20 protein-coding genes and 2 pseudogenes are annotated in these 23,953 nt (G+C 52.7%); 15 read left to right on the forward strand and 7 right to left on the reverse strand.

Going from position 1 to position 23,953, the window contains the following annotated elements; translation table 11 throughout:
• Nucleotides 1-58 precede the first annotated feature (58 nt).
• The 3 genes from AA0Z93_RS14380 to AA0Z93_RS14390 all read left to right on the forward strand — a co-directional run bounded on the left by AA0Z93_RS14380 (nt 59) and on the right by AA0Z93_RS14390 (nt 1,429).
• Nucleotides 59-454, forward strand: a complete 396-nt coding sequence (locus tag AA0Z93_RS14380) for a DUF6957 family protein (RefSeq protein WP_413048224.1) — start codon at nt 59-61, stop codon at nt 452-454.
• 162 nt (nt 455-616) lie between these two features.
• Complete coding sequence (locus AA0Z93_RS14385; protein WP_413048223.1) at nt 617-955, forward strand: hypothetical protein; 339 nt, start codon at nt 617-619, stop codon at nt 953-955.
• A 90-nt stretch (nt 956-1,045) separates the two neighbouring features.
• The gene (locus AA0Z93_RS14390) at nt 1,046-1,429 is read left to right on the forward strand and encodes a hypothetical protein (protein WP_413048222.1); all 384 of its coding nucleotides are present in this window, start codon (nt 1,046-1,048) and stop codon (nt 1,427-1,429) included.
• 74 nt (nt 1,430-1,503) lie between these two features.
• On the opposite strand, the gene AA0Z93_RS14395 is transcribed toward AA0Z93_RS14390, so the two are convergent.
• Together AA0Z93_RS14395 and AA0Z93_RS14400 are read right to left on the reverse strand one after the other, a co-directional pair.
• Nucleotides 1,504-2,535: an AAA family ATPase gene (locus AA0Z93_RS14395; RefSeq protein ID WP_413048221.1), complete on the reverse strand. Its 1,032-nt coding sequence runs from the start codon at nt 2,533-2,535 to the stop codon at nt 1,504-1,506.
• Nucleotides 2,520-4,085, reverse strand: coding sequence for an ATP-dependent nuclease (locus tag AA0Z93_RS14400; RefSeq protein WP_413048220.1), 1,566 nt, complete (start codon nt 4,083-4,085; stop codon nt 2,520-2,522). Before AA0Z93_RS14400 ends, AA0Z93_RS14395 begins: the two co-directional genes overlap by 16 nt.
• Before the next feature lie 436 nt (nt 4,086-4,521).
• Here AA0Z93_RS14400 and AA0Z93_RS14405 point away from each other — a divergent pair, with 436 nt between their 5' ends.
• The 7 genes and pseudogenes from AA0Z93_RS14405 to AA0Z93_RS14435 all read left to right on the forward strand — a co-directional run bounded on the left by AA0Z93_RS14405 (nt 4,522) and on the right by AA0Z93_RS14435 (nt 13,682).
• On the forward strand, nt 4,522-6,732 hold the full coding sequence (locus AA0Z93_RS14405) for a hypothetical protein (RefSeq protein ID WP_413048219.1): 2,211 nt from the start codon (nt 4,522-4,524) through the stop codon (nt 6,730-6,732).
• Nucleotides 6,733-7,062: 330 nt separating this feature from the next.
• The gene (locus tag AA0Z93_RS14410) at nt 7,063-8,412 is read left to right on the forward strand and encodes an FG-GAP repeat domain-containing protein (RefSeq protein ID WP_413048218.1); all 1,350 of its coding nucleotides are present in this window, start codon (nt 7,063-7,065) and stop codon (nt 8,410-8,412) included.
• Between the two features lie 242 nt (nt 8,413-8,654).
• Nucleotides 8,655-9,779, forward strand: coding sequence for a metallophosphoesterase (locus AA0Z93_RS14415; RefSeq protein ID WP_413048217.1), 1,125 nt, complete (start codon nt 8,655-8,657; stop codon nt 9,777-9,779).
• Between the two features lie 241 nt (nt 9,780-10,020).
• Nucleotides 10,021-10,635, forward strand: coding sequence for an efflux RND transporter periplasmic adaptor subunit (locus tag AA0Z93_RS14420; RefSeq protein WP_413048216.1), 615 nt, complete (start codon nt 10,021-10,023; stop codon nt 10,633-10,635).
• A complete protein-coding gene (locus AA0Z93_RS14425; protein WP_413048215.1) occupies nt 10,602-10,736 on the forward strand; it encodes a hypothetical protein in 135 nt (44 codons plus the stop codon). Before AA0Z93_RS14420 ends, AA0Z93_RS14425 begins: the two co-directional genes overlap by 34 nt.
• 71 nt (nt 10,737-10,807) lie before the next feature.
• Nucleotides 10,808-12,241 (forward strand): annotated as a pseudogene (locus AA0Z93_RS14430) (efflux transporter outer membrane subunit).
• A 124-nt stretch (nt 12,242-12,365) separates the two neighbouring features.
• Nucleotides 12,366-13,682 carry a PQQ-dependent sugar dehydrogenase gene (locus AA0Z93_RS14435; RefSeq protein ID WP_413048214.1) on the forward strand — a complete coding sequence of 439 codons (1,317 nt, stop codon included), beginning with the start codon at nt 12,366-12,368 and terminating at the stop codon, nt 13,680-13,682.
• 33 nt (nt 13,683-13,715) lie between these two features.
• On the opposite strand, the gene AA0Z93_RS14440 is transcribed toward AA0Z93_RS14435, so the two are convergent.
• Both AA0Z93_RS14440 and AA0Z93_RS14445 read right to left on the reverse strand, forming a co-directional pair.
• Nucleotides 13,716-14,120 carry a DUF192 domain-containing protein gene (locus AA0Z93_RS14440; RefSeq protein WP_413048429.1) on the reverse strand — a complete coding sequence of 135 codons (405 nt, stop codon included), beginning with the start codon at nt 14,118-14,120 and terminating at the stop codon, nt 13,716-13,718.
• Between the two features lie 87 nt (nt 14,121-14,207).
• Nucleotides 14,208-15,146 (reverse strand): LysR family transcriptional regulator, encoded by a 939-nt coding sequence (locus AA0Z93_RS14445; RefSeq protein ID WP_413048213.1) that lies wholly within the window; start codon nt 15,144-15,146, stop codon nt 14,208-14,210.
• Nucleotides 15,147-15,744: 598 nt separating this feature from the next.
• On the opposite strand from AA0Z93_RS14445, the gene AA0Z93_RS14450 reads away from it, so the two are divergent.
• Both AA0Z93_RS14450 and AA0Z93_RS14455 read left to right on the forward strand, forming a co-directional pair.
• Complete coding sequence (locus tag AA0Z93_RS14450) at nt 15,745-16,656, forward strand: SMP-30/gluconolactonase/LRE family protein (protein WP_413048212.1); 912 nt, start codon at nt 15,745-15,747, stop codon at nt 16,654-16,656.
• 25 nt (nt 16,657-16,681) lie between these two features.
• Nucleotides 16,682-17,593, forward strand: a complete 912-nt coding sequence (locus tag AA0Z93_RS14455; protein WP_413048211.1) for an alpha/beta fold hydrolase — start codon at nt 16,682-16,684, stop codon at nt 17,591-17,593.
• A gap of 60 nt (nt 17,594-17,653) precedes the next feature.
• On the opposite strand, the gene AA0Z93_RS14460 is transcribed toward AA0Z93_RS14455, so the two are convergent.
• A complete protein-coding gene (locus AA0Z93_RS14460; RefSeq protein WP_413048210.1) occupies nt 17,654-18,574 on the reverse strand; it encodes a LysR family transcriptional regulator in 921 nt (306 codons plus the stop codon).
• A gap of 156 nt (nt 18,575-18,730) precedes the next feature.
• Between AA0Z93_RS14460 and AA0Z93_RS14465 the strand changes: the two genes are divergently transcribed.
• The 3 genes from AA0Z93_RS14465 to AA0Z93_RS14475 all read left to right on the forward strand — a co-directional run bounded on the left by AA0Z93_RS14465 (nt 18,731) and on the right by AA0Z93_RS14475 (nt 21,800).
• Entirely contained in the window at nt 18,731-19,594 is an 864-nt protein-coding gene (locus tag AA0Z93_RS14465) for an SDR family NAD(P)-dependent oxidoreductase (RefSeq protein WP_413048209.1), read from the forward strand.
• A gap of 137 nt (nt 19,595-19,731) precedes the next feature.
• Nucleotides 19,732-20,886 (forward strand): MFS transporter, encoded by a 1,155-nt coding sequence (locus AA0Z93_RS14470; RefSeq protein ID WP_413048428.1) that lies wholly within the window; start codon nt 19,732-19,734, stop codon nt 20,884-20,886.
• An 86-nt stretch (nt 20,887-20,972) separates the two neighbouring features.
• Complete coding sequence (locus AA0Z93_RS14475; RefSeq protein WP_413048208.1) at nt 20,973-21,800, forward strand: aldo/keto reductase; 828 nt, start codon at nt 20,973-20,975, stop codon at nt 21,798-21,800.
• A gap of 118 nt (nt 21,801-21,918) precedes the next feature.
• Here the strand turns inward: AA0Z93_RS14475 and AA0Z93_RS14480 are convergent, their stop codons facing one another.
• Both AA0Z93_RS14480 and AA0Z93_RS14485 read right to left on the reverse strand, forming a co-directional pair.
• Nucleotides 21,919-23,013 carry a hypothetical protein gene (locus AA0Z93_RS14480; protein ID WP_413048207.1) on the reverse strand — a complete coding sequence of 365 codons (1,095 nt, stop codon included), beginning with the start codon at nt 23,011-23,013 and terminating at the stop codon, nt 21,919-21,921.
• Nucleotides 23,014-23,127: 114 nt separating this feature from the next.
• A pseudogene (locus AA0Z93_RS14485) lies at nt 23,128-23,838 on the reverse strand (aldo/keto reductase).
• Nucleotides 23,839-23,953: the final 115 nt, after the last annotated feature.

Here is a 23,953-nt window from a genome sequence, read left to right on the forward strand (position 1 = left end):
TTGGCGGAGAGGCCTTTGGCCTGCAATTTATGGGAAATGAAATGCGAGGTTGCGCTTGATGGAAAGCCCACTCAACGACGGGTTGCTGGGGGAGGGAGGAGTTGAGCTGATCGGTTCCGAGTTGACCCTGGAGGGTGTGATCCTCGCGGCCCGTGAGCGCTATAAGTGGATGCCGATTTGCGTGGTTGAGGAGTGGGTGATCCTGGATGCCATCCTCACGGAAGATGAGCTTGCCAAGGTGGCTGCAGCTGGATGCCAGCCGATGTTCTTGTTTGCCCACAAAGTCGTACATGACGAACAGCGGCGCTTCGAGCCTGGTCACTGGGTGCGGTCGACAATCGCTCGAACCTTCACTGAAGGGTACCTCTTCGAGACCAGGAACACCGTCTACCTGTTGCTCGGGCCTGGCCATCGCAAGTCTTCCTCCATCGAAGCGATATTTTCTCTTTTCTGATTACCAACCGGTTCTGCTGGACAACTGACCTGCTCCAGCAGCTTGAGGCGACACATGTTCAGAACCATAGACAGCGACCTGATTGGCGTCCCAGGATTGTTCGGGGAGGGCGTATCCCATTGGCGCGGAGTGTCAAGGCTGCTCCGAACTCCTTGGTACCACTTGACCCTCAGCGTCGAAAATGAAGGTCGGCTCAGTGAGTGTGCGGTGATGATTGATGACACCCGCCAGCTTCAAGAGATTCTGATGAGCCAAGGCTCCGACTTAGGTATCACCGAAATCATGGCTGTGACCCCGTCCTGGATGAATAAGACCACAGGCTGGCAAATGGGGCGATTGACCAGGTTGAGCGTAGGCGAGGACAGAATTGGCTCTGAGGTTTGCGTCCTAGAGGTGGGTGAGGGTGAGGTTTACCACACCTCGCACCAACCAGATTTCCAGATCGAAGCGCTTGCGAACGTAAGGCCCGTCTTTCTCTCGAACATGATTCGATCCGCCTGAAGATTACCAGTAGTCCCCCGCGATACCAGCGCTCCTGGTTGCGCGTGCAATTCCTGATGACACCATACAGACCGCAACCGGAGCTCAATAATGCTGGACACCATAGATGTCAATTTTCACGGAAAGCGCCATACAGATTTCGATCTCCGCCGAATCATAAAAGCGCAAGAGCAGGGTTTTGACTTACCGGTGACGGCGTATCTTTGCGGAGTATCCATAAGGGCGCGCTCAGGCATCGGTGTGGTGTTTGGCCACAAGAGGAAAGACCAGTACGGTCGGTTCGGAGACGGCCATTTGATCCGTACTTCTGACGTATTAAAAATTGAGCGCGAAGGCAGATTTTGGGTGATGACCACAGTTAATTCGCGCTACGTGCTGACAACGTTCCAGAAGGGCAATGGGCGAGCCTCCCTGCGTGAATATCTCCGGCTCTCAACGGGCCTGAACCATCTAACTCCGCGAGTGCTGCAGTAGCATTCGTCATCAGGGGGGAGCATTGCATTGTATACTCGGAGGGCCAAAACCTAGAAACTCGGATGTCGAGTTCCTCAATTTTTCATGTGGGCTGCGAAGAGGTGCTCGGGCGCGAAATAAATTTTGCCGCGCGCACGAGTGCAAGCCACATAGAGTTTGTTTTTGGTTCTAGGCTTCATTTTATACAGTTGCCCATTTTCGTATTGTTGCCACTGAGTTTTGCTCAGGATAATGCATACGTCCTCGTAGTGGTCTAGACCCTTGCATGCCCCCCAGTTATTTGAATGGCATTCGTAGCGGTGATGGGTATCGTAGAATAGTTTTACAGTGTTATTATCGCTGCGAACAAAGTCAGCAAAAGTCTGATCATGGATCTTGATTATTCCGGTGTGGCGTTCATTAGTAGGGTATATTTCGATCTTGAGGTTTTCCCTGATAAAGTCGCAAACTGTTGTTCCGCATCTCCAGCTAGCCTTAAGTGTTTCCTTGTCGACCTTGTAGCCCGCTGTCGTAAATCGCTTTTCATATTTTACTATGTCTTTATGCAGGCTGCAGTTAATGTTCCCATCTCGACTGGTATCGAAGGTGTGCTGATAAAAGTCACCGACTAAAAGCATTTCTGTTTTGGCGGGGCATAGAGCCATCAAGAAATTGAAGTCATTCGCGGCAAAGTCTTGAACCTCATCGATAAAGATTTGATCATAGAACCGTTCTAAACGATTTATGACGTCGCCGTATGATTTGGTTTGATCCAGAAATTTTGCAAGCCTGTTGTAGTAGAGCCGTCCACTGGCGTGGCGGTAGTGAGACATTTTGTCTCTAGCTCGTGTTACCGATTCGGCAGGCAGCTTAAGATATAGACCTTTGGTTCTCATTTTCTGCTGGAGCAGTGGGCGGTAACAGAAACCATGCAGAAATGAGAAATAGGTCATAACGCTGATGTGGCTCGGCATGTGCCCAAATTTTTCCATCACCTTATTCCGGAGATGCTTGTAGTTGTTTTCAGTGTAGGTAATGAGAATGGCACGTTTGCCGGCGTTCAGCCTGTTGATAATCTCGCTAGTTTTCCCAGATCCAGCGACTGCAAAAATCACTTTCTTATCCATGATACTGCCTCTTTGATATAGTCGGGAGCAGTTAGGCTTTGATGATTGTCTTCAAGCAACGCGAAGGCCGCCTCTGCTTTATTCTTCAACATGTAGTCCTGAACGCTAAGCGTCTTCCGATCCTTGCCAAAAAGTTTGTCGCAGATTTCCTTGTTGTCTAGATACAGGCCGACTTCGAAGGTATAGCGTTGGCTATCCTTATCAGAGAAAATTTTGGCGTTTTCGGAGGTGTGGCCTTCGTAATTTTCTACGCAATTTTGTTCATAATTTTTGTCGTTGTCCCGGATTGCTGCGACTTTTATGTTCAAAAGATTCGCTAGTTCAAGATAGCGCTTGAAGCTAGTGCCGCCAATCGAAATTATGTGAACTTGGTCGCCCTGGGGTGTACCCCCTCCAGAGATGCGATTGTAGAATTGTTCCATCAGAATGAACTCAGCGTCACCTTCGACCAAAATTACCTTCTTAGACAGCGCAAACTCCAGCACATTGTTATCGGGAGCTTTCATAAAGAATCCTGCGGTCTTAGGAGAAAGCTTTTTCAGTCGACCCGTATTTTGAAGAGTTCCCAGCAGAAGTGCGTTACGCAGGTCGAGCCTAGAGCAGATGTGGCTGCTATGGGTGGCAATAAAAAGCTGTGTTGATCCGGTGTGAGCGAGCTGTTCCACCAACCTTTTCATATTGGTGTGGCTGAGGTGATTCTCTGGCTCCTCAAGCAGTAGTACATCAAGGCCTCCTTGCACGTCGCGTCGACCCAAAGCGAACTCGGTTTTGATAAAGCACTGTGCGCCTTTGCCTCGATTCTCAATCGATATCCCGTCCTGAGTAATGACCAAGTCTGTTTCTAAACTCGCCCGAGTGCTACTGCGGATACCGAACTCGTAAGGAGGAAGCTTCTTGTTGACGTCACTTAGCTGTTTGTCTCGGAAGCCTTCCTTGCCCCTTCTGTAAAGGTTCTCGAGCCGGTGTCTCTCGGCAATTTCTGTATGAAGGCCGAAGACCGCTCGTGTGTACTCTTTGGCGGCGTACTCACTATCGATCCGGGAACTGTCCAGGTGAAGATGCCTGAGCGGGCGCCGGTAGCTGTTGAACGGCTCTCCAGAAAAGGTATGGAATGTGACGGAGTAGTATTCAAAGGGAAAGTTTTGAGGGTCGTGCTCTAACATCTGTTTGATCGCGAGATGGTAGTCATCTGATACGGCAATTTTCATCCGTATGCCATCGTAATCGTCACCTATCTGGTTTTGTCGTCCATTGAAGTAAGGTTGATCACCCTCTTGCAGGAAAACGTCAACCATCACGACCGGTAAGTCTGAGAATTTTTTCTCGCTATCTAGGTAGGCTAGGACTGCTTGACGGTTAATGATCGCTTCTAGCCCAAGAGTTTCGACGCGGCTGCGGCTAGCGCTGTTCACTAGATCAATCGCGAGCAGCACGGTGCTTTTACCCGTTTCGTTATCCCCGATGAGCACATTCGTGCCAGGGTCAAAATCCATCTCGAGAGCAGGGAACTGCTTGAAATTCTGGAGCATCAGTTTGGTGATAGCCGGCATCTCTAATCCTTAGTCATGACTTCCATGGCCTGGACACTTAAGCGCCCAGGTCGACGCGTGCTCCTTTGATCTGCTCGAATTGGCATTGCTCGACGAGGCGGGATCTGAAGCTGATAGCCTATTGATACCTAATTTCTCGGCTGTGATCGAGTGTGGAAAAGGAAAGGACATTGAAAATTGCTATGGCCGCTAGGGTGGAGGCGGGGGAGCCGCTGGGCTAACCGGTTGAGCGCTTCGCCTCCAGACGTCCAGCGCCTGGTCTGCGTCAGTTGGTAGCCACTGCCCCTTTGCACTATTGCGATGCGCCGCTAGGTGTATGTGCAAGCTTAGAGGCATCTCGACGGTCGATTGGTTTCCATAGACAGGGTCAGCTAACCTGATTCAACGTCCTTTACCGTCTTCAGGTCATTGGCCGCTATCAACCCAAGGAAGAATCATGTCAAAGGCAAAGCTCCCCCCAGAGTCCGAAGTCGTGTCTTGGCTAAAACAGATCATCGAGAATGAGGAACTGCTCGAGTTGATCCAAGGGCAAGAAGCGATCACTTCCTTGACGGACGCTGTTGTTCAGGAGCATTTCCTTCCCTCCTTTGGCATCGATTACATATCTCGAAGAGCCTCAGCTGAGGCGGCAGACTTTGTGCTGGGTCGCTTGAGTTTGCTAGAAATTATATCGATCAACACCAGCATTTCATTGACCACTGGAGAGGTGCTACGCCCGGACATTCTTTGTTTCAATCCTGAAACCAAAACGCTGGTGGTATTTGAGGTCAAGCGAGCGAGCGAAACTGAGCGCCAAACTGTCACTGAGCTAGCCGGGTACGAGCAGGAGCTTCGAAACATGCTTCCCTTCCTGGGCGGTTTCGACGTGTGCTTTGTAGTCGTAGCTGCTGACTGGTCAACACTTCTTGTCCATGCCGTCGGCAGCATGAACGCCTGGTCTGGTAAACAATGCTTGGCACTCAAGCTGATCAATGATGACTCTGGATTTGGCTTAGTGGCTCATCTTCCTGAGGCCTGGCACCTCACCGGTAGTACAAATCTCCCGGTAGAGACACTTCCTTCAATTGATCTTTATCTGGCTTACAAAGGTATCGACCATGGTATTGACCAAGGGGAGGTCGATTCCGTCAGGGCAGATGACGCGGACGTAGTATGGCCTCCGAGGGTTGTTCTTACCGCCATGGATGTGATTTCACGGGCTGGGGATAGGGCTGGATCGCATGGTTTTATGATGCTTTGGCGTGACGTGAATGGTTTTGGGCGTGGTCGGTGGTGCATCACCCTTGCGGCCATTGATCCTTACACAATGCACGCTTGGTGCCGAGACAATGGTCTGCCGCAGAGGGAATCGGAAGCCGCAGCTTTTCTTCACGAGCGCAGAGGTGACCTCTTAGGGCAGACGCCCACAACTGTCTATGACATTGCTAAAGCTGCATTTCCGATACTCCAGGAACATTTTGATCCTGAGTTTGGTGGGGATTTCCATTGGCACCTGAAGACGCGCCAGTATCGCCATAGAGCAGTACCAACAAGGTTTGATTTCTGGGGTAGCCTCGGCCAGCACGCCCGCGAATTCGTGTGCAATCCTGCTGTTCGGAACAACTACATGCCCTTTGTAGGATCCAACCAGTTGGATTGGACGGATCCCGCAGTTGCGATGACGCTAGTGACGAACCTGTCACAGGGAAATCCGTTTCCCAGAGGGGTAATCAAGTGCAGCGACGCGTTTTTAGTCGGACGCGTGCTTGGGGATCTCTTAGGGGCAGCCTTCAACACTGCTCCTGACAAGGAGCTAGCGGCGAAGTTTGAGCCCCTGGTGGAGTGGGCTCAACTGGAGGCGCTGCGCTTCGCGATAGAGATGAAGCAAATGTACGACATCACGGACGAAATAATTACGCCGATGCCCATGCTTTCTAGAGATCCAGCTACGCGCATGCAGGCCACGGTGGAACTAGCCCAATGGGTTAGCACGGATCTCATCAGTAAGCGGCATCCGTTCCATCAAGCATGCTTTGATCTAGGTTACCGACACGCTTGGCTATTCAATCTGCTGGCTGCGCAGCGCGCTGATCAGGCTGACCCGAGCGAGCATGAGGCAGCAGCATCAATCACCCGCAATATTGCCAAGGGGCTACTTTCTCGTGCGGAGGGTAGCCAAGGGCAAATGTTCCAATCCTCCGGTTTCGTAGATTTTATGGCTTTCCTTGAACCGTATTTTGTCAATGGGCTCGATCTGAGCGATACGCAAAAAATGAATGAGGCGATTGAAGCTATCCCCACCTATGCGCTGCTGGCGGGGTTCCCAAAAGCTATCGTGGATGGCGCAGATTCCATAATCCCCGTAGTCCTCCACAAGACTCGTGCGCCTTTCCCCGTCCGAGTTGATTGGGAATGGCTGAAGAGCGGCATCCTGGCATTGTTTGAGAGTGGGGATCATTGCCCTGCCATCGTTTTCAGCCAGGATGGAACGGTAGGCAGTTGCCGCTTGGTAGAGCCTTTCAGGCTACTTGCTCCCATCAGTGATCCTAACGAAGAGGTGTATGTCGTTGATGAGTCGTCCGCAGTAAATATCGCGATCAAAATGACTTGGAGCGAGGTGAAAGATTTCTACGCCAAGCGAACTCAAGGGTATGAGGCTTTAGAGTGATTGAGACTGCTCCAAGTATGCCGCTGTTCGCAGTGTACTGTGGGTTGCTTGGAATCACACGAGAGTCTCAATGATCGTTTCCTTCTCGGATCTGCTGTGGATTTGCGAGCTGGCACAGTTGAAGCATTTTGTAACATTGAGAAACACCCGGTATAAATCAGCTCGTTCTTGTGACATCTAGGCGCTTCCCTCAGAAAATGCGACGCCCATTCATGACATCGCGTCATATACCCATTCGCCATCATCCCTCTAATAAACTCATGGATTGCGCTTGATAATGATTCTTCCTGCGGCGAAGGCCGGCAGCTTGAATGATTGAAGGAAGCGTTCATGACTCTCAAATTCAAAGCGTCTCTTATTCTCGCAACCTCGGGAATTTTCACCTCCCTTTCGACGGGGGCGAATACGGCCTCGCAGGCCCAAGCAGCAGATGCGTTTGACCTAATTCCTGAACGCCCCTCGAGTGTCTACGTGGATGCGACTGCAACCCACGTGCCTATCGCGCCTAGCCTTCACTCAACCGATTCTGTGTTCATCGATGTCGACCACGACGGTGACCTGGATGTGGTCGTTTCGGTAGAGCACGGTGTTAACCGCCTTTACTTGAACAATGGCAAAGGTCTGTTAACCAACAAACCTGGTGCATTTGGCAAGGCCATTCATGACAGCGAGCATGTGCGTGCTGCCGACTTCAACGGCGATGGCAACATGGATGTTGTGTTTGTTGCAGAGGCCGACGAGGTTCACCAGCTGTTCCTTGGAGATGGAAAGGGTGGCTTCAATGACGTGAGTGATCGCCTACCTGCCACTAGCCAAGGCAATGGCCTGGCGCTTGGCGATATCAACGGCGACAACCTGCCAGATATCATCATCGGCAGCACTGGCGAAACTGATTACGCGCCCGATGCCAAGATTATCCCGGCTCGAAACCTTCTGTTTTTGAATGATCCCAAGCGGCCTGGGCACTTCATCAATGCAACGGAAACCCACCTGCCGAAGACCAACGACCAAACTGAAAGTATCGCTTTGGCAGACATGGATGGAGACGGCGACCTCGACATGGTTCTCGCGAGCCCAGCTCATCCAAACCGTCTGTTGATCAACGACGGCAAAGGCCGCTTCACAGACGCCTCTGACCGTCTGGAGCTACTTGTTCCTATGGAAACGCGGGACGTGCACGCCGTGGATGTGAACCAGGATGGCCACATGGACATCGTCTTTTTCAACATCACGAGCAACAACTTCGGTTGGGACAAAGATCCTCAAACTCGAATTTTGATCAACGACGGCAAGGCGGGCTTTAAGGACGAGACGTCCAAGCGCCTGCCAACCCATATGTTCTCCAGCTGGGCCGGCACGGTCGTCGATTTCAACGCCGACGGGAAGCCTGATTTGCTTGTTGGATCTATCCAGGTACCAGGTTTCGTGCCGCTTCAGCTTCGAGCCTGGCAAAACGACGGAAAGGGCGTTTTCAAAGATGTGACGCTCGATGTAATCCCTGGCGTAACAGTTGGCCGTAGCTGGAACATGGGGCAGGGCGATCTTGATGGTGATGGGAAGGCTGATGTATTCATCGGCGGTTGGGGTACACAAGCACGCTTGTTGCTTACCGATAAAGAAGCCTATCAAGCCACGCTTCCCCCGCTACCTGCCCTTAAGCCAGCGCCTAGCAAAAGTTGAAACACGTGAAGACATTTGCGTGCGTGTTTTGAGTTACCGGAGATTTCAGCATTAGTCGCGCTTTTGGGGCGGATCCCCTAAAAGCTCCGTCTCATGGAGTTGTCCGTTATTGATGAATTTGATTCACAGTGTCGTACGGTTCGTCTAAACGTTCACGAGGGGAAGCCGTAGGTATCATCAAAACTAGCGCGCGAGTCAGGCTTGGCCAGCGTCTTCAAACCTCTTCGAATTAGGTAGGAATCGTGTTTCATATTTATTTGACTATCGCATATCTCTATATGCTTGTGCGTTTCGTTTACCCGCTGCCATTGTCATGGATGAGTCGTGGGCTCATCGGATTTGTGCTTCTGGTTGCTTCGAAATATCACCTGCTCTCCGTATTGTTCTACGGAAATATGTGGTCGCCAGAACTTCCTTTCGCAGTTGTGCTTCTTCTTGGCTGGCTGTTTTGCTCGTTTGTTCTGCTGCTTGTTTTCACGCTCGTTACTGATGTGGTTAGCCTCTTGGTGCGGATCATAGGCGGTCGCGATGCCCTGAACGCTGTCGGAATCAAACTGCGTATTGGCGCTGCAGCTGCCGCTGCCGGTTTTGGCGGGTTTGGTGTCTATCAGGCCATCCAGGTGCCAGAGATACACCGTGTAGAGCTCGCTATTGAAGGCCTGCCGGCTGAGCTGGATGGCTTTAGGTTTGTGCAATTGAGTGATCTGCATATCAGCCGTTTGTTTCCAGAACCTTGGGTGCGTGCGGTTGTGGAACGCACTAATACCTTGTCCGCAGACTTGATCGTCATCACTGGAGACTTCATCGACGGTTCCAAGGAAGCGAGACAGGCGGACGTTGCACCGCTGACCGATCTCCGCTCGCTGCACGGTGTGATTGGCATCCCAGGTAACCATGAATACTACTTCGATTACGCTAAATGGGAGCCGGTGCTGGAAGGGTTAGGGATACGGATGCTGATCAACGAGCACGAGTTGATTCAGCATAAGTCTGCCGAGCTGACTATTGCCGGAGTCACTGATGCGGCAGCGACGAATTACGGTTTCGCCGGCCCTGACCTAGAAAAAGCGTTGGAAGGTGTCTCGCCGTCGTCGACGACGATTTTACTGAGCCACAGACCAGAGGGTGCTGTGATCAACGAGGCAGCAGGAGTTGATGTACAGCTATCAGGCCACACACATGGCGGCATGATCAAAGCATTGAGTATGTTCGTCGCGAACGCGAATGAAGGTTTTGCTTCTCGCGGATATGACGTCGGAAAAATGAGACTCTATGTAAGTAACGGCACAGGACTTTGGATGGGTTTTCCTATTCGCCTAGGCGTACCTTCTGAGATTACGGAGTTTACGTTACGACCTGCCACTTGAGTAGGGTTTCAAGCTTGCAGTGTCACTATAAAAATTACGTCGTCAGGCGTTCACAATAATGACGTTCGAAAAAATATCAAGCCCTTAGCGCGGTTATTGACGCGCTCAGTGTTTGGTGGTGGAAGTAATAACTGTTTAACCAACATACATACGTGTTTTACGGGCATACATGAATGTATGAGTAAGACATGACAAGAGCTTTCGCTCGCGCTTTCTTTTGTCATATCAGACTGAGGTCGACATGTTTAATTTGAAGTCAAAAGCCGGTTATTCCGGCGGAGTTCTGCTGTTTGTTATCGCCCTCTCAGGGTGCGAGAAACAGCAAGAGGCTGCTGCGCCGAAGCCTTTCGAAGTCGGTGTTATTACGGTGAAAACCAGCTCGGTGCCTTTTTACAGTGACCTCTCTGGACGCACCAGCGCCTTTTTGGTCTCTCAGGTGCGTGCCCGAGTCGATGGCATCGTCCTGCATCGTGAGTTTACCGAAGGCGCCAACGTCAAAGCGGGACAGCGGCTCTATAAGATCGACCCGGCACCCTATGTGGCCGCATTGAACAGTGCAAAAGCCACATTGGCACGAGCCAAGGCCAACCTTGTTGCTCAAAACGCTCAGGTCGAACGCTATGAAGTGCTGGTCGCTGGCAATGCGATCAGTAAGCAGACCTACGACAACGCAGTTGCCACGCACGGGCAGGCAGCCGCAGACGTGGCAGCCGGTCAAGCAGCTGTGGAGCGTGCGCAGATCAATCTCAGCTACACCGACGTCGTATCGCCCATCAGCGGACGAATAGCCAAAATGCAATCGGTACGGGCGTTATTGGCGGCATGCTTGCGTCCACCTTCCTCGCGATTTTTATGACACCGCTGTTCTTCGTCGTGATCAGCAGGCTGACGACGTCCAGGCGCAAGAAGAAAGCCTCTGTAGGCGACGAAAGTCTTCAAGTCGAAGGAGGGCATTGAGATGAAGCTCATCAAAGGATTTTTCTCCTTTCGCTGTGACCTTGGCTGCGGCTTTAACTGCCGGCTGCAGTATGCAACCCGCTTACGAACGTCCAGATTCATCGGTCGAAACGGCGTATCCCACCGGCGCCGCCTATGACCGCCAGCCAGGGGCTACAGCTCCCGACGGCGGGGCCCGAAGCTCGGGCGGGAAAGCGGCAGTCGATATCGGCTGGCGGGATTTCTTTGTTGATGCGCGATTGCAGTCAGTCATCGAAATTGCTCTACAAAACAATCGTGATCTGCGCGTGTCGATGCTCAATGTGGAGGCAGCGAGGACGCAGTACCAAATCACACGCGCCGAGCTCTTTCCGTGGGTTGATGCGGCCGCATCGTCCACCCGTGAACGCACGCCAAGCAATTTATCTACAGGTGGTTCAACCTCCAGCACGGTCTACTCCGTCGGCGCGAATGTAGCTTGGGAACTGGATTTTTTTGGCCGTGTGCGAAGCTTGAAGGACGAAGCTCTGGCGCAATATCTGTCGCTCGCTGAAACCCGCAAAGCGGCAGAAATGGCATTGATTTCACAGGTGGCTATCTAGTACCTGACGATGCTCGGGGAAGAGGATCAGTTGGCAGTCACCCAGGCCACGTTGAAGAATGCTGAAGAGTCTTTCCGGATCACAAAACTAAGTTTCGACAACGGCATCGCTACCGAGCTTGACCTGCAGCAGTCTCAAGGAATTCTGGAACAAGCCTCAGCGACACTGGAGGCCTATTCACGTGCGCGGGCACAGGATGAAAACGCCTTGGTCATGCTGACAGGGCAGGCGTTGCCTGGTGACTTACCAGCAGGAAAGCCACTTTCACGGCAAAACCTGCTGACCGACGTCCCTGCCGGGTTGCCTTCCGAACTGCTGCAACGTCGTCCCGATATCGCTGCGGCTGAGCAATCACTTTTGGCAGCCAATGCGTACATAGGGGCTGCGCGAGCTGCTTTCTTTCCGAGCATTTCCCTGACGGGAAGTTTTGGAACCTTGTCACCCTCCACCAGCGGTCTTTTTAGTGGCGGCCAGGGGGCCTGGAGCTTCGTACCGCAGATCACCGTTCCTATCTTCAGGGGCGGCGCAAACAGAGCCAATCTTGAATTAGCTCAGGTTCAGAAGCGTATAGAAATTGCGAGGTACGAAAAGGCGATCCAGACCGCTTTCCGAGAGGTGGCGGATGGTTTGGCGGCTCGCGGTACCTATGACCGGCAGATCCAGTCATTACAGCGCTACGAGACAATGCAAACGCGGCGCTTGGAGTTGTCGAACATGCGTTATAGAAGCGGGGTCGACGACTATCTGTCGGTGTTGCAGGCGCAGACTGACTTATTCGAGGCGCAGCAAAGTCTTTTATCCGCGAAAGTCGCGAGGGCTAACAATCTTGTGACGCTTTACAAGGCGCTTGGAGGTGGGTGGGTGGAGCATTCTGCTGACCAACCTCGGAGCTCTGAAGCGGGCCTCTCAGCATCTAAACAATAGCTGCGACATTGCGTGGATTTGCATGAAGTATTGAGTTTTATTCAAGGCACGTCAGCGAGCTCAGAGCCTCGAAATTTATCCAGACGCCAATTTTTCAGAAATCCAATTCACAAGGAATGAAACATTGAAATCGTTCAATTTACTCCTGACTGCTGCCCTCGGATTTTCGAGCGTATCTGCGACTGCCCAAGTCATCGACATGGAGGATATCCCGACCAAGGGCGTTCGTGCTCCTGATCAAGCCGCGCAGGCAGGGCAGCCGCTACCACGCAATAGTCCTATTGCGCCGAAGCAGGAGCCTGCATTTCCAGGTCAGACACGGGCTCCTTCGGTGGTAACCACAACGCCGATTGAAACCCGCGTCGTCACAAAGAATCTGAATCATCCCTGGGGCATAGCGTTTATCGGTAACGGACAGGCGATCATCACCGAGAAGCCTGGTGCAATGCGCATCGTTGACTTGAGCTCTGGCTCGGTAACGGCCAACGTTCAAGGCGTTCCAAATGTCGTCTACGGGGCTGATGCGGGGCTGCTGGATGTCGTAACCGATCCTCAATTTGCCACTAACCAACAAATCTTTTTCACCTATGTTGAACCACGTGGCGGCAAGGAGAACGGCATAGTTGTCGCCAAGGCCAAGCTGGTTCAGGAGGTGCGCGAAGGCGAACCGGCTCGCTATACGTTGCAGGGGCTGGAAACCGTTATTCGTGTAGAGCCGGGAATCGTGGGCGAGAAGCACTATGGCTCCCGCCTGGTCTTCGACCGTGAGGGGTATCTTTTTGTTTCGCTCGCGGAGCGGTTCTTCTCGCCATACCGTGACGAAGCACAGTCGCTCTACAGTTGGGCAGGCAAGATTCTGCGTGTCACAACCGATGGCAAGCCAGCTCCTGGGAATCCATTTGCCACCGATCAAAAGGCTGAAAACCATACCCGCGCCGAAATCTGGAGTTATGGTCAGCGCAACCCTCAAGGACTCGCGATTCATCCAGAAACAGGTGAGCTATGGGATGGTGAGCACGGGCCCCAAGGGGGCGACGAGATTAACCTGATCAAGCGTGGGCACAATTACGGTTGGCCGCTTGTGCCCTACGGCACCAACTATGACGGGACTGCTATCTACGGAGGGCGTTCTCAGCTCGAAGGCACCGAACAACCTCGCTATTACTGGGATCCCGCCATTGCACCTGGAGGTATGGGGTTCTACTCAGGGAAGGCTATTGCTGAGTGGAAAAATAATCTTTTCGTTGCGGCACTGGCCGGTCAGCATCTTGCTCGGTTGGTGATAAAGGGCGACAAAATCGTAGGAGAGGAGCGACTTCTGCAAGATCAGCATCAACGAATTCGCGATGTAAAAGAAGGCCCTGATGGAGCGTTGTGGGTGATTACAGACGACGCTGCAGGTCGCTTGATACGTATCGCGGCCAAACCTCCGACTCCTTGAGCGCTGAGCTCGCTTGGATCGCTCGGAGTGTTGTCATCGAAGAGGCATGCAGGCGCCTTGCACAAGGCTGCCTGTGCCAACTCCAATGGACTCAAAGGTACCTCGAGGAAGCTCGAGTATGGCAATTGCCGGCAGGAACGACGAACGCTTTTCCGTGCTCAGCGGATTCAAATCCAGCACTGCTTGGATCTCACCTCGGCCATCAATCCACGCTGCTGACAGCGGGGTTTTTGTATTCTTCATCCAAACCCTTCTGACGGCTGGTTTTGACCACACGAATAGCATTCCTGGGGTCGGATCAGTTCGTCCCATCAGGCCTTGTCTCATTTCCTTTGACGTCCGTGCGACGGGGACGGTTAGTGATGCTCCGTTATTGAACGTTAGAGCGCATCTCTCTGAGGGAGGAGGTTCCAGCGCGAAAACGTACTGGCATGTCACAAGCGAGAGGGCAGCACAGGCTTGATACCAGAATCTGAGTGCTAGTCGGGTATGCCCCTCGCGCAATTCACGCAACCTGATCAAGCCTCATGCTCGGTATGACGCCTGTCCAGCGGAGTTGCGACAAGCCGACTCCTCGGTATATCGCAGCGCATTTACCAACATTTGAAATGCAGGGGTGTTTTGGCGTCGGCTAGGGTAGTAGAGGTGATATCCAGGGAAAGGAGGACACCAGTCTGCCAGGAGAGAAACGATTCTCCCAGCTTCCAGGTGCGCTACCACTTGTGACTTCAGGAGATATCCCAGACCGAAGCCCTCCAGTACGGCCTCTATAATCATTTCTGGCCGATTGAACGCCAGTTGTCCCGAAACCCGAATTTGCGCCTGCTCGCCGTCCTTTTCGAATTGCCAAGCTGAGAATCCACCAAGAGAGGCATGTCGTCGGTTGATGCATTGATGCAATGCGAGATCATCTGGTGAATGTATGGGCGGATGCTTAGTCAAATATTGGGCTGACCCGAAAAGGATCATTTGTTCTGGCGGGCCGATAGGAACGGCAATCATGTCTTTGTTTACGTTCTCACCTAGCCTAATGCCTGCGTCATAGCGCTCAGCAACGATGTCGACGAAGCTGTTGTCGACAGTGACCTCGACAGCAACGTCAGGGTAGTCTGGGAGAACGCGCCGCAATATGGGCCAAAGGATTGTTTCTGACGCGTGATCTGCAGTCGTGATGCGCACATTACCTGCTGGTTTGTCTCCCACGACAGTCAGAGCACTCAACTGCGCCTCGATAATCGCGAGCGCAGGCCCCAAGGTTTCGAGCAACCGTTCGCCAGCTTCGGTGAGTGCAACGCTGCGTGTTGTTCGCGTCAGAAGGCGAATTCCCAGGCGAGCTTCCAGTCTTCGGATCTTGTGGCTCACTGCTGATTGAGAAGTACCCAGCTTTCCCGCAGCTCGGGTAAAACTTTGAGCTTCGGCAACAACTACGAACGCCGCCAAGCTCCCGAACTCTTCATGAAGCATTGAATCATCCATGTCGTAAGCGGCCAGCGATGTGACCAGTCGAAGAAAGATAACGGGTATAGAAGCCGGGTGCGAGATCTGTTTGTTTCATGGCGTTTCGTCATGTATTGACCTCTTAGCTAAGCCTCTCACTTGGGTCACTTGGGCGTTCCTGGGACATCTGGTGCCGTTATGAGTTAAACGCTTACTGCCCAAGTCATGGGAACGATGTGCCGCTTTGCTGCATAGCCGTGCGCTGGAAATGGGTGGGCAAACTCAGCGGGTGGCTGCCTGAGATGAGCTGTGTGGCAAAGCCGAAGCAGTGCTTAAGAATCGGCGGAAAGCCCGCCTCCTTCGGGAACGTCTTGTATAGGGAGATATTCTCTACTGGCCTTCGTAACTACTGCCCTCATTAGTAGCAATGTTCTTTCTCCTATGGGTCGTATGCATAAGGGAATATTAGGGTCATACGTTCATGATGATGGAATTTTAAAGCGATTTTGACTTATGGGAAAGTAGTATCATTCAATGCGCCATCAAATTCAGCTCAACAGTTAATTTGAAACTATTGGGTTTCAAAGGTCACAAATCATTAGTCCGCGCTATGTTGGAGACTCATGTGAAGAATTTAACGCCTGATATTGATGTATTAGCTTCTGGATTAGGTTTCATCGAGGGGCCAGTTTTCAGAGATGGAGTCCTATACATCTGCGATATTAAAGGAGGCGTCGTATGGCGGGTTAATGGAAGTGAAAAAGCTGTAGTCGCCGATCTGGGTGGCGGGCCTAACGGGTTGGCATTCGGGCCTGATGGCCTCCTTTATGTGGCTAATAATGGAGGAAATATGCGCTGGGAGAAGGTGGGAGATTTAACTCTTTCTCATGGATTCGAAACTAAAGGCTACGAACCAAGGATTGAGAGGATCGACTTATCCACCTCAAAAGTTGAGCGTGTAGTCGATCACATAAATAGTCGAAAATTTGAAGCGATAGATGACATTATTTTCGATCCGCGAGGTGGTTTCTGGTTCACCGACCTTGGGAGAGACGGTCATCACCATCGTACTTATGGAGGGATCTATTGGTCAGACGGCTCTCAAAACGACTGTCGCCAACTGGCGTATCCCCTGCCGATGGGTGCTAACGGAATAGGGCTAGCCCCTGATAGCACCAAGTTGTACGCGACAGAGTATGGCGCGGGTCGTTTGTGGGTGTGGGATACCAATGCACCAGGTGAGCTTGAGCATTCTGGTAAGGCGGCACATGGCGGGCGTCTCTTATGGCAAGCACCCGACGCCCAATTGCTCGACAGCTTGGCTGTTGCTCCGAACGGCAACATTTTCATAGCCAATCAGCCGAGTGGTGTGTTTTCGGTGATTTCTCCGCAAGGAGCTCATCTTGCTAATTTGCATATGCCGGAGCATTTCCCAACCAACCTGTGTTTTGACCCAGACCTTCCGAACGTCGCTTTCGCCACATTATCCAGCACTGGGAGTCTTGCTCGTATCCAGTGGGATGAGCTCGCATTCTGATTGACAAACCGTTGTGGAGACTTCAATGATTCAGCTAACTGACCATACAGGCGGCCCAGCCACCCAGCATCGGGTTCAAGTAAACGGTATCGAGCTGCATGCTGTGACCGCCGGAGAGGGCGAACCCTTGCTGCTGCTACATGGCACGCCAAAGACCCACATCTATTGGCGTACCTTGCTGCCAATTCTGACGCCCTATTTCAAAGTCATTGCCCCTGACTTGCGTGGAGCCGGCCTCAGCGGGCATCCGTACGCAGAAAAGGGTTATCTGTCTTCAACCATCGCTGAAGACCTCGTGCAGCTCCTTGATGCACTTGAGGTAGAAAAGGCCTATGTTCATGGCGAAGACCGAGGCGCCGAGTATGGTTTCGTCTTGGCTGCAAGCCATCCGGAACGGGTAAAAGCGTTGAGCTTCGCAGAAATGCTGCTCTCAGGCTTCGGGTTGGAAGACCGCTCCTTCTTCACTGAGAAAAACGTGAATGAGGCAGCCAACCATTCCGGTGTGTGGGAGTGGCATGTCCCTTTCTTTTTCACCCCTGATGTTCCGGAAATGCTTCTGGCAGGCAAGGAGCGTGAGTTCTGGACGTACTGGCTGAACAAGCAAAGCTACGACCCGACTGCTTACCCTGAGGATTTAAAGGAGGAGTGGATAACGCTCTTGTCTACGCCTCATGGACTGCGTGGGACACTGGATACCTACAAGGCTACGCTTGAGAACGCCAAGATAAATCGGACGTTAAAAGCCACGCTTCCCGACCTGCCTGTGATGACCATCGGCGCCTCGCACTTTTTCGGAGATTTGGTACGTCAAAGTGTATCCAGCATAGGCATCGAGCCCACCCGCAATTTGATCTTTGATCGGTGTGGCCATGGCTTGGCGCTTGAGCAGCCATTGAACCTTGCGAAGGCGTTAAAGGATTTCTTCGGCGCAGCATGAGTGATAGCTGCAGCGTCGATGTTGCCGTGGCGATTTGACGCTGCCGCTTTTATCTTGGACTCACGAAGGTAATCCTGCTCTAAACATATCCACCAGCTCGCGAAGACCCGGCGGCATCTGCCGTCGTCCGGGGTAGTACATATAAAACGCCGGTTCGATGGGAGCCCAATCCGGGAGAACGATTTGCAACTCTCCGCGAGCCAAGTGACCACTGACGCGCTCTTCGAGGCAGTAGGTAATTCCTCTATCTGCAAGAGCCATCTCGATCCCGAAAGTCGTCTCGTTGACACACAGCTGGCCAGGGACATCGATGGCTTGGTGGTCGCCATCCTTCTCAAAATCCCAGCGGTAGATGACGCCGTTCCCCGTTCGAATCTGAATGCAGTTATGGTTCTTTAAGTCCTCGGGAACCAAGATGCGAGCATTTGCGTTCAGGTATCGAGGGGAGGCCACCGCGACCCATCGCAGCTCTTCGCTTAGTCGAACTGCAATGAAGTCCTCAGGAATGGTGTTGCCGAAGCGAATACCTGCATCGAAACCTGCCGCCACGATATCGACCATTTTGTCGTCGACTGCGACTTCTACCGAGACCTCGGGGTAGGCCTCCAGAAAAGGAGGAAGAAACTTTGTGAACAGTAAGCGGGCGCCATCGGCCAGGACGTTGAGACGAAGTCTGCCGGAAGGCCTATCTCTGTGGCGATCTAGCGCCGCAAGAGCGCCGCTTATCTCGGTAAAGCCCACAGCCAGTCGCTTGGCAAGAGCGGCTCCAGCGTCTGTCGGGGAGACCGTCCGGCTTGTCCGATTCAGCAGCCGAACACCGAGCCGGCTTTCCAGATTCCGGATCGCGTGACTCAGTGCAGAGGTGGTGATACCGAGTTCTACAGCCGCGTGGGTAAAGCTTCGCATCCTCTCGACTGCTAGGAAGGAGTTCAGATCGGCTAGGTCTGCTCGAGAAAGCCGCGTAGTAGGCAGTACAGGCATGGCGCATCCGTTGTTGATTTGGATTCAATGGAAGATGCAATCTCGCTAATCAATAGCGTGATTTATCTCATGTACTATTAATTCCACTCAACTATTGCTACGTCAACTGCTCAATGACGTTATTTCTCAGGCGCATCCTCTGCTAGGAGAATTCCTATGAATAATCATCCAGCCATCCGTAAAGGCGCCGTCGCGGTCATCACTGGAGCAGCTGTTGGTATCGGTTACGCCATTGCGCGCCGCGTTGCCAGCGAGGGTATGAACGTCGTTCTTTTTGATCGCGATCCGACTGCATTGGACGGCGCGACCAAGGCGTTGCTCAACGAATTTCCTGAGGTAAAGCTGCTAGTGATCAAGGGTGATGTCACCTCCGAAAGCGATCTTCACCAACTCTATGAAAAATCATGCGAATTCGGTGAGGTGTCCTTGTTGGTGAACAACGCAGCCATCATCAAAGGTGCAGGCCCTTGGGATGGCGTGTCCAAATGGCGAACGTTGATGGACATCAACTTCTGGAGCGTACTAACACTGCAACAGTTGTTTGTGGAAACGATGTTTTCCCAGAAAGGGCCTGCTGCCATCGTGAACTTGGGCTCCAAGGAAGGCATCACGACTCGACCGGGTAACGCCGCATATTCCGTTTCAAAGGCTGCCGTTAAAGTCCTTACTGAACAATTGGCTCATGAGCTGCGCGAGAAGGTTGGTGATCGTATTTCGGCACACCTCCTGATTCCTGGCTACACCTTCACGCCCATGAATTTTCCTGGGATGACCAATGATACCCAAAAGCCTGACAGTCCTTGGACTGCTGACCAAGTGGCGGATCGTTTGATCGGTGGAATGGGACAGGGCGACTTCTACATTTTCTGCGAAGACAACGAATCCAACTGGGCGCTGGATCAACGTCGGATGCAGTGGTCGGCGGACGACATGATCCAGAACCGGCCAGCGCTCTCCCGGTGGCACAAGGAGTATGCGGAACAATTTGCAGACTTCATCGCGGACGTCGCTGATAAGTAGGCTCCGCAGTTTTTCTATTTTCATAAGGTGCCCTCGGTACCACTTCATCGGAGGTGTCGCTGATGACAAGTGAATCCTGTATCAATACGAACACTTTGCAAGATCAGCCCGCAGTCGACGTGCCACACGGTACCGGCATGGCTATCACTATGCTTGGCCTAGGTGGGCTATTCATCGGCACAGGGGAGTTCGCCTCCATGAGCTTGCTGCCAGGTCTAGCTTCGAGCACCGATGTCTCTATCCCCGTTGCAGGGGGCTACATCACGGCTTACGCCTTGGGTGTCGTGGTGGGTGCACCTTTGATTGCTATCCTTGCTGCACGATGGCCTCGTAAAGCGCTGTTGATCGCATTGCTAGCGTTGTTTGCGGTCGGGTACGGAGCGAGCGCCGTTGCTTGGAACCACGCCACGTTGCTAGGGGCGCGATTCCTTGCGGGCTTACCTCATGGCGCCTACTACGGAGTCGCATGCCTGGTGGCGGCATCCATGGTGGCCGAAAACCGAAAAGCTCAAGCCGCAGGTTACGTGATGGCGGGGCTGGCAGCGGCCAATGTCGTCGGGGTTCCCGCTGCAACCTGGATCGGTCAGCTTGTCGGCTGGCGTGGCGCATTTGGAGCATTAGCAGCCGGTGGTGCCATTGCCATTCTTCTGTTCTGGGTTTTCATTCCTACCGTCCCCCGAGATGAATCTGCTAGCCCAAAATCTGAACTCAGCGGACTCAGGAAACCTCAGCTCTGGCTCACACTTGCGACCGCCTCCATCGGTTTCGGGGGCATGTTCTCTGTGTACAGCTACATCACCCCCACGCTCACAGAGGTGACCGGCTTCACATCCGGTCAAGTGCCTATGGTTTTGGCGCTTTGGGGCATTGGCATGATTGTCGGCAACCTTGTGGGTGGGTGGCTGGCTGACCGTGCGTTGGTTCCTGCGATTTTCTACATCATGATCTGGAATGCCGTTTTCTTGGGCTTCTTCTCCGTATTCGCATCCTCAGGAATCGGCACGCTAGCCGTGCTCTTTTTCATCGGCTGCGGATTCGCTCTAGTACCTGCGCTCCAGGTACGTCTGATGAGCGTTGCCGGCAAAGCTCAGACGCTTGCAGCCGCGTTAAATCACAGCGCCTTCAATATTTCGAACGCCGTAGGTGCGTCGCTTGGGGGGCTGGCCATCGCTGGTGGCTTAGGATGGGCATCGACAGGTTGGGTTGGCGCTGCCTTGGCTGTTCTCGGGATCGTTTTTTTTGCCATCTCTATTGGTGTAGAGAAACGCTCGTCGAGTGGTGCAAGGACGTAGTTATACGGCCTGACTTAGGGCGGCGAGCCCGCACGGTCGTGCTGTTCCTATGAGGGTGACTCAGTTATGAAAAAGGAGTTTGATCCATGGTAAAGCCTCAGCTGACCATCCAGCTTTCTGATACACAGCGCATTCCTCAAGTCGGTTTGGGGGTGTGGCAAGCCAGTGATACGGATGCACGTACTGCGGTGCGTACCGCTTTGGAAGAAGGTTATCGTCACGTCGATACTGCATCGATCTATGGCAATGAGAAAGGTGTAGGTGAGGGGCTTCGAGACGCCGGCACGGCCCGAGAGCAGGTCTTCTTGACCACCAAGATCTGGAATGACGCCCACGGTTTCGATGCAGCTACTGCGGCATTGGAGGAAAGCCTGGAGCGATTAAACGTGGAATACGTCGACCTGCTTCTCGTTCACTGGCCCACACCCAGCCAGGATAACTATGTCAATACCTGGCGGGCATTGATCAACGCGCAACGCAACGGAAAAGCTCGATCCGTTGGCGTCTCGAACTTCAACCAAGATCACCTGCAAAGATTGATCGATGAGACCGGGGTCGCACCGGTCTTGAACCAAATCGAGCTACATCCTTTCATGCAGCAGGCAGCCCTTCGAAGTGCTCATGAGTCGATGGGCATCGCCACGCAGTCCTGGAGCCCGTTGGGTCAGGGCAGTGCATTGACGAATCCGGCCATTCTGGAGGTTGCTCAGAAGCATGGTAGGACGGCTGCTCAGGTCATCATTCGCTGGCACCTGGAGCTCGGGCTCATTGCGATCCCGAAATCAGTAACGCCTGAACGTATTCGTGAAAACTTCAATGTTTTCGACTTCGCACTGGATGCGTCCGACCTCTCTGCCATCGCGGCATTGGATAGTGGCAAGCGACTCGGCCCAGACCCAAGCACATTCGGCTAAGCGCTTCCGAAGAGGGTCTTGGGATAAGGTCTAGTCCCAAGCCCTGTGCCCTATATCCTTCTGAAACGGACACACATCTCGATCCAGTTCGAGTTTGAACCTGCAGCTGTGTTCTGGATTAATCGTTGAAAACAAAGTCCCGGAATTCTTGAGTGAACTCCATCACTCCGAACGGCGGGCCGAAATGCCGTGAGGCCATTATGCTGGGATAAATCTCGTCCCAAACAGTTAGAATTTCTCTTGAGTAGGGCTTGAAATCTGGTCGCTGCATGAATCCTTTGACGAAAAGATGAATGGTTTCATCACTGGCGACTCCCTTGCTGTAGTTCCAAAAAAAAGACCCTAGATCTGCTGCTTGTTTCGTCATGCTGACCAGACGTCTGCGTTGCCCATCAAACTCAAATGCTTTCAGTAGGATCTCAGTGAGCTCGTAAATATGAGGCGCACTACGTTCAAGTCGATAGATAGGGCTGGGATGGGAGCCGGTTATAGGGGTAACGACTTGGGGACTAGAGCCGGCGTTGAATCGGTAAAAAATGCAGGCGAGGCTGCAAGTCAGCAAATATACACTGCCAATAAATACTTCAGCACCATCACTCTCATCCACGAGTGGCCCTTCCAAAAAGTGCCGAGCTGATTCAATCAGACACAGAGTAATTGCCTCCGAGTCAGCCGCTAACTCTGTAGCGTGAGAAATGGAAGCCTTCCGACCGGTAAGGATTTGAGCGGCATGAGCGTCAAGCTCCTGGATGGCCGTTGTAGCAGCAGTCGAGCCCCTGTCATTTCTAACTCTCCCGTGCTCTTGCATCAGATGCCCGAGCTCATGGAAATAAACCCATGTCAGCGACCCGAGGAACATGTTTTGGATACAATCCTCAAGCGTAAAGCACTCAGGAAGGAGATCGGTAGCGTCATCAGCAAATTTTGTTTGAATCAGGCGTTTCGTTTGTCCATCCGACGCGAATGAGCAAAAGGCCTCTGCATCTCGGTAGAGGAGGCGCGCCAGCTCGTAGTGCAGAACAATATTATGCTGGGGAGGGCCGCCGTCTACAGTGCCGGACTCTGCCCATGCATTGAATTTCAGTGCGGGTGCCCAACCGAACGACAGGGAACCATGGAGATCTTTATAAATTGTATCTGTCAGGTTTTGAGTTATTCCGGCCAGCACATTGTTGGCTAAATCATAAATTTCAGCATCCGTCCGGCTCGGCAAAGTTAGCTGCTCCCTGCAATTTTGTGACGCCTTCAATGTAGGCTTTGTTAATAATACAGGCTGGATCCGACAATCGGCGCCATTCCCGCTAGAAATCCATCTATGCAATCCGATCTATGCAAATCCAGGCACGCAAGGGGCCTCAAGGCGTCTGATCTCATCGTCGCTGAGCGCTACGTCCAGCGCAGCAATAGCGTCATCCAGATGATGCACTTTGGACGCTCCCACGATAGGGGCTGACACCCCTCGTTTAGCTAGCACCCATTCTAGAGCTACCTGTGCCGTCGGTACACCTTTCTCATTGGCCACCTGCTCGACGACGTCAATCGCGCGACCGTCTTCGACTTAAGTGGCCTGGTAAAACGATTGTCCCGAAATTTCGGTCTTGACGCGCTCGGTCAGTTGGCCATGGGGTCTGGTCAAACAGCCCCGCGCCATAGGGCTCCAAGGCATCGAACCCACGCCCTGATCAAGGCAGAGCGGAACCATTTCCCGCTCCTCTTCTCGATACACAAGGTCGAGGTAGTTCTGCATGGACACGAACTTGCTCCAGCCCCTTGCGTGAGTTATCTGCTGAGCTTTGGCGAATTGCCAGGCATGAAGCGCCGATGTATCCGGCTTTTCCCGCTTTCACGATGTCGTGAAGCGCCTCTATGGTTTCTTCGATAGGGGTGCCATAGTCCCAGCGGTGAATCTGATACAGATCGACGTAATCGGTGCGTAGGCGCAGGGGTGCGTACCGGCGCCATGATCTTGGAAGGTCATGCAGCCTAGGTACAGTCTGGAGATATCCAGACCCGTGCTACCAAGTTTCACGTATTTCATGAGCCCTCCATCAAATTGATGTCTGTTCAGTCATTCCGAATGTCGTTCTCCCCCAACGCACCCTTGGTTGAAGTCAGTGTTGAGCTGATTTCAATGCCGCGTTGACCTAAATCGA

Source organism: Pseudomonas phoenicis, assembly GCF_047302395.1.
Classification (GTDB): Bacteria; Pseudomonadota; Gammaproteobacteria; order Pseudomonadales; family Pseudomonadaceae; genus Aquipseudomonas.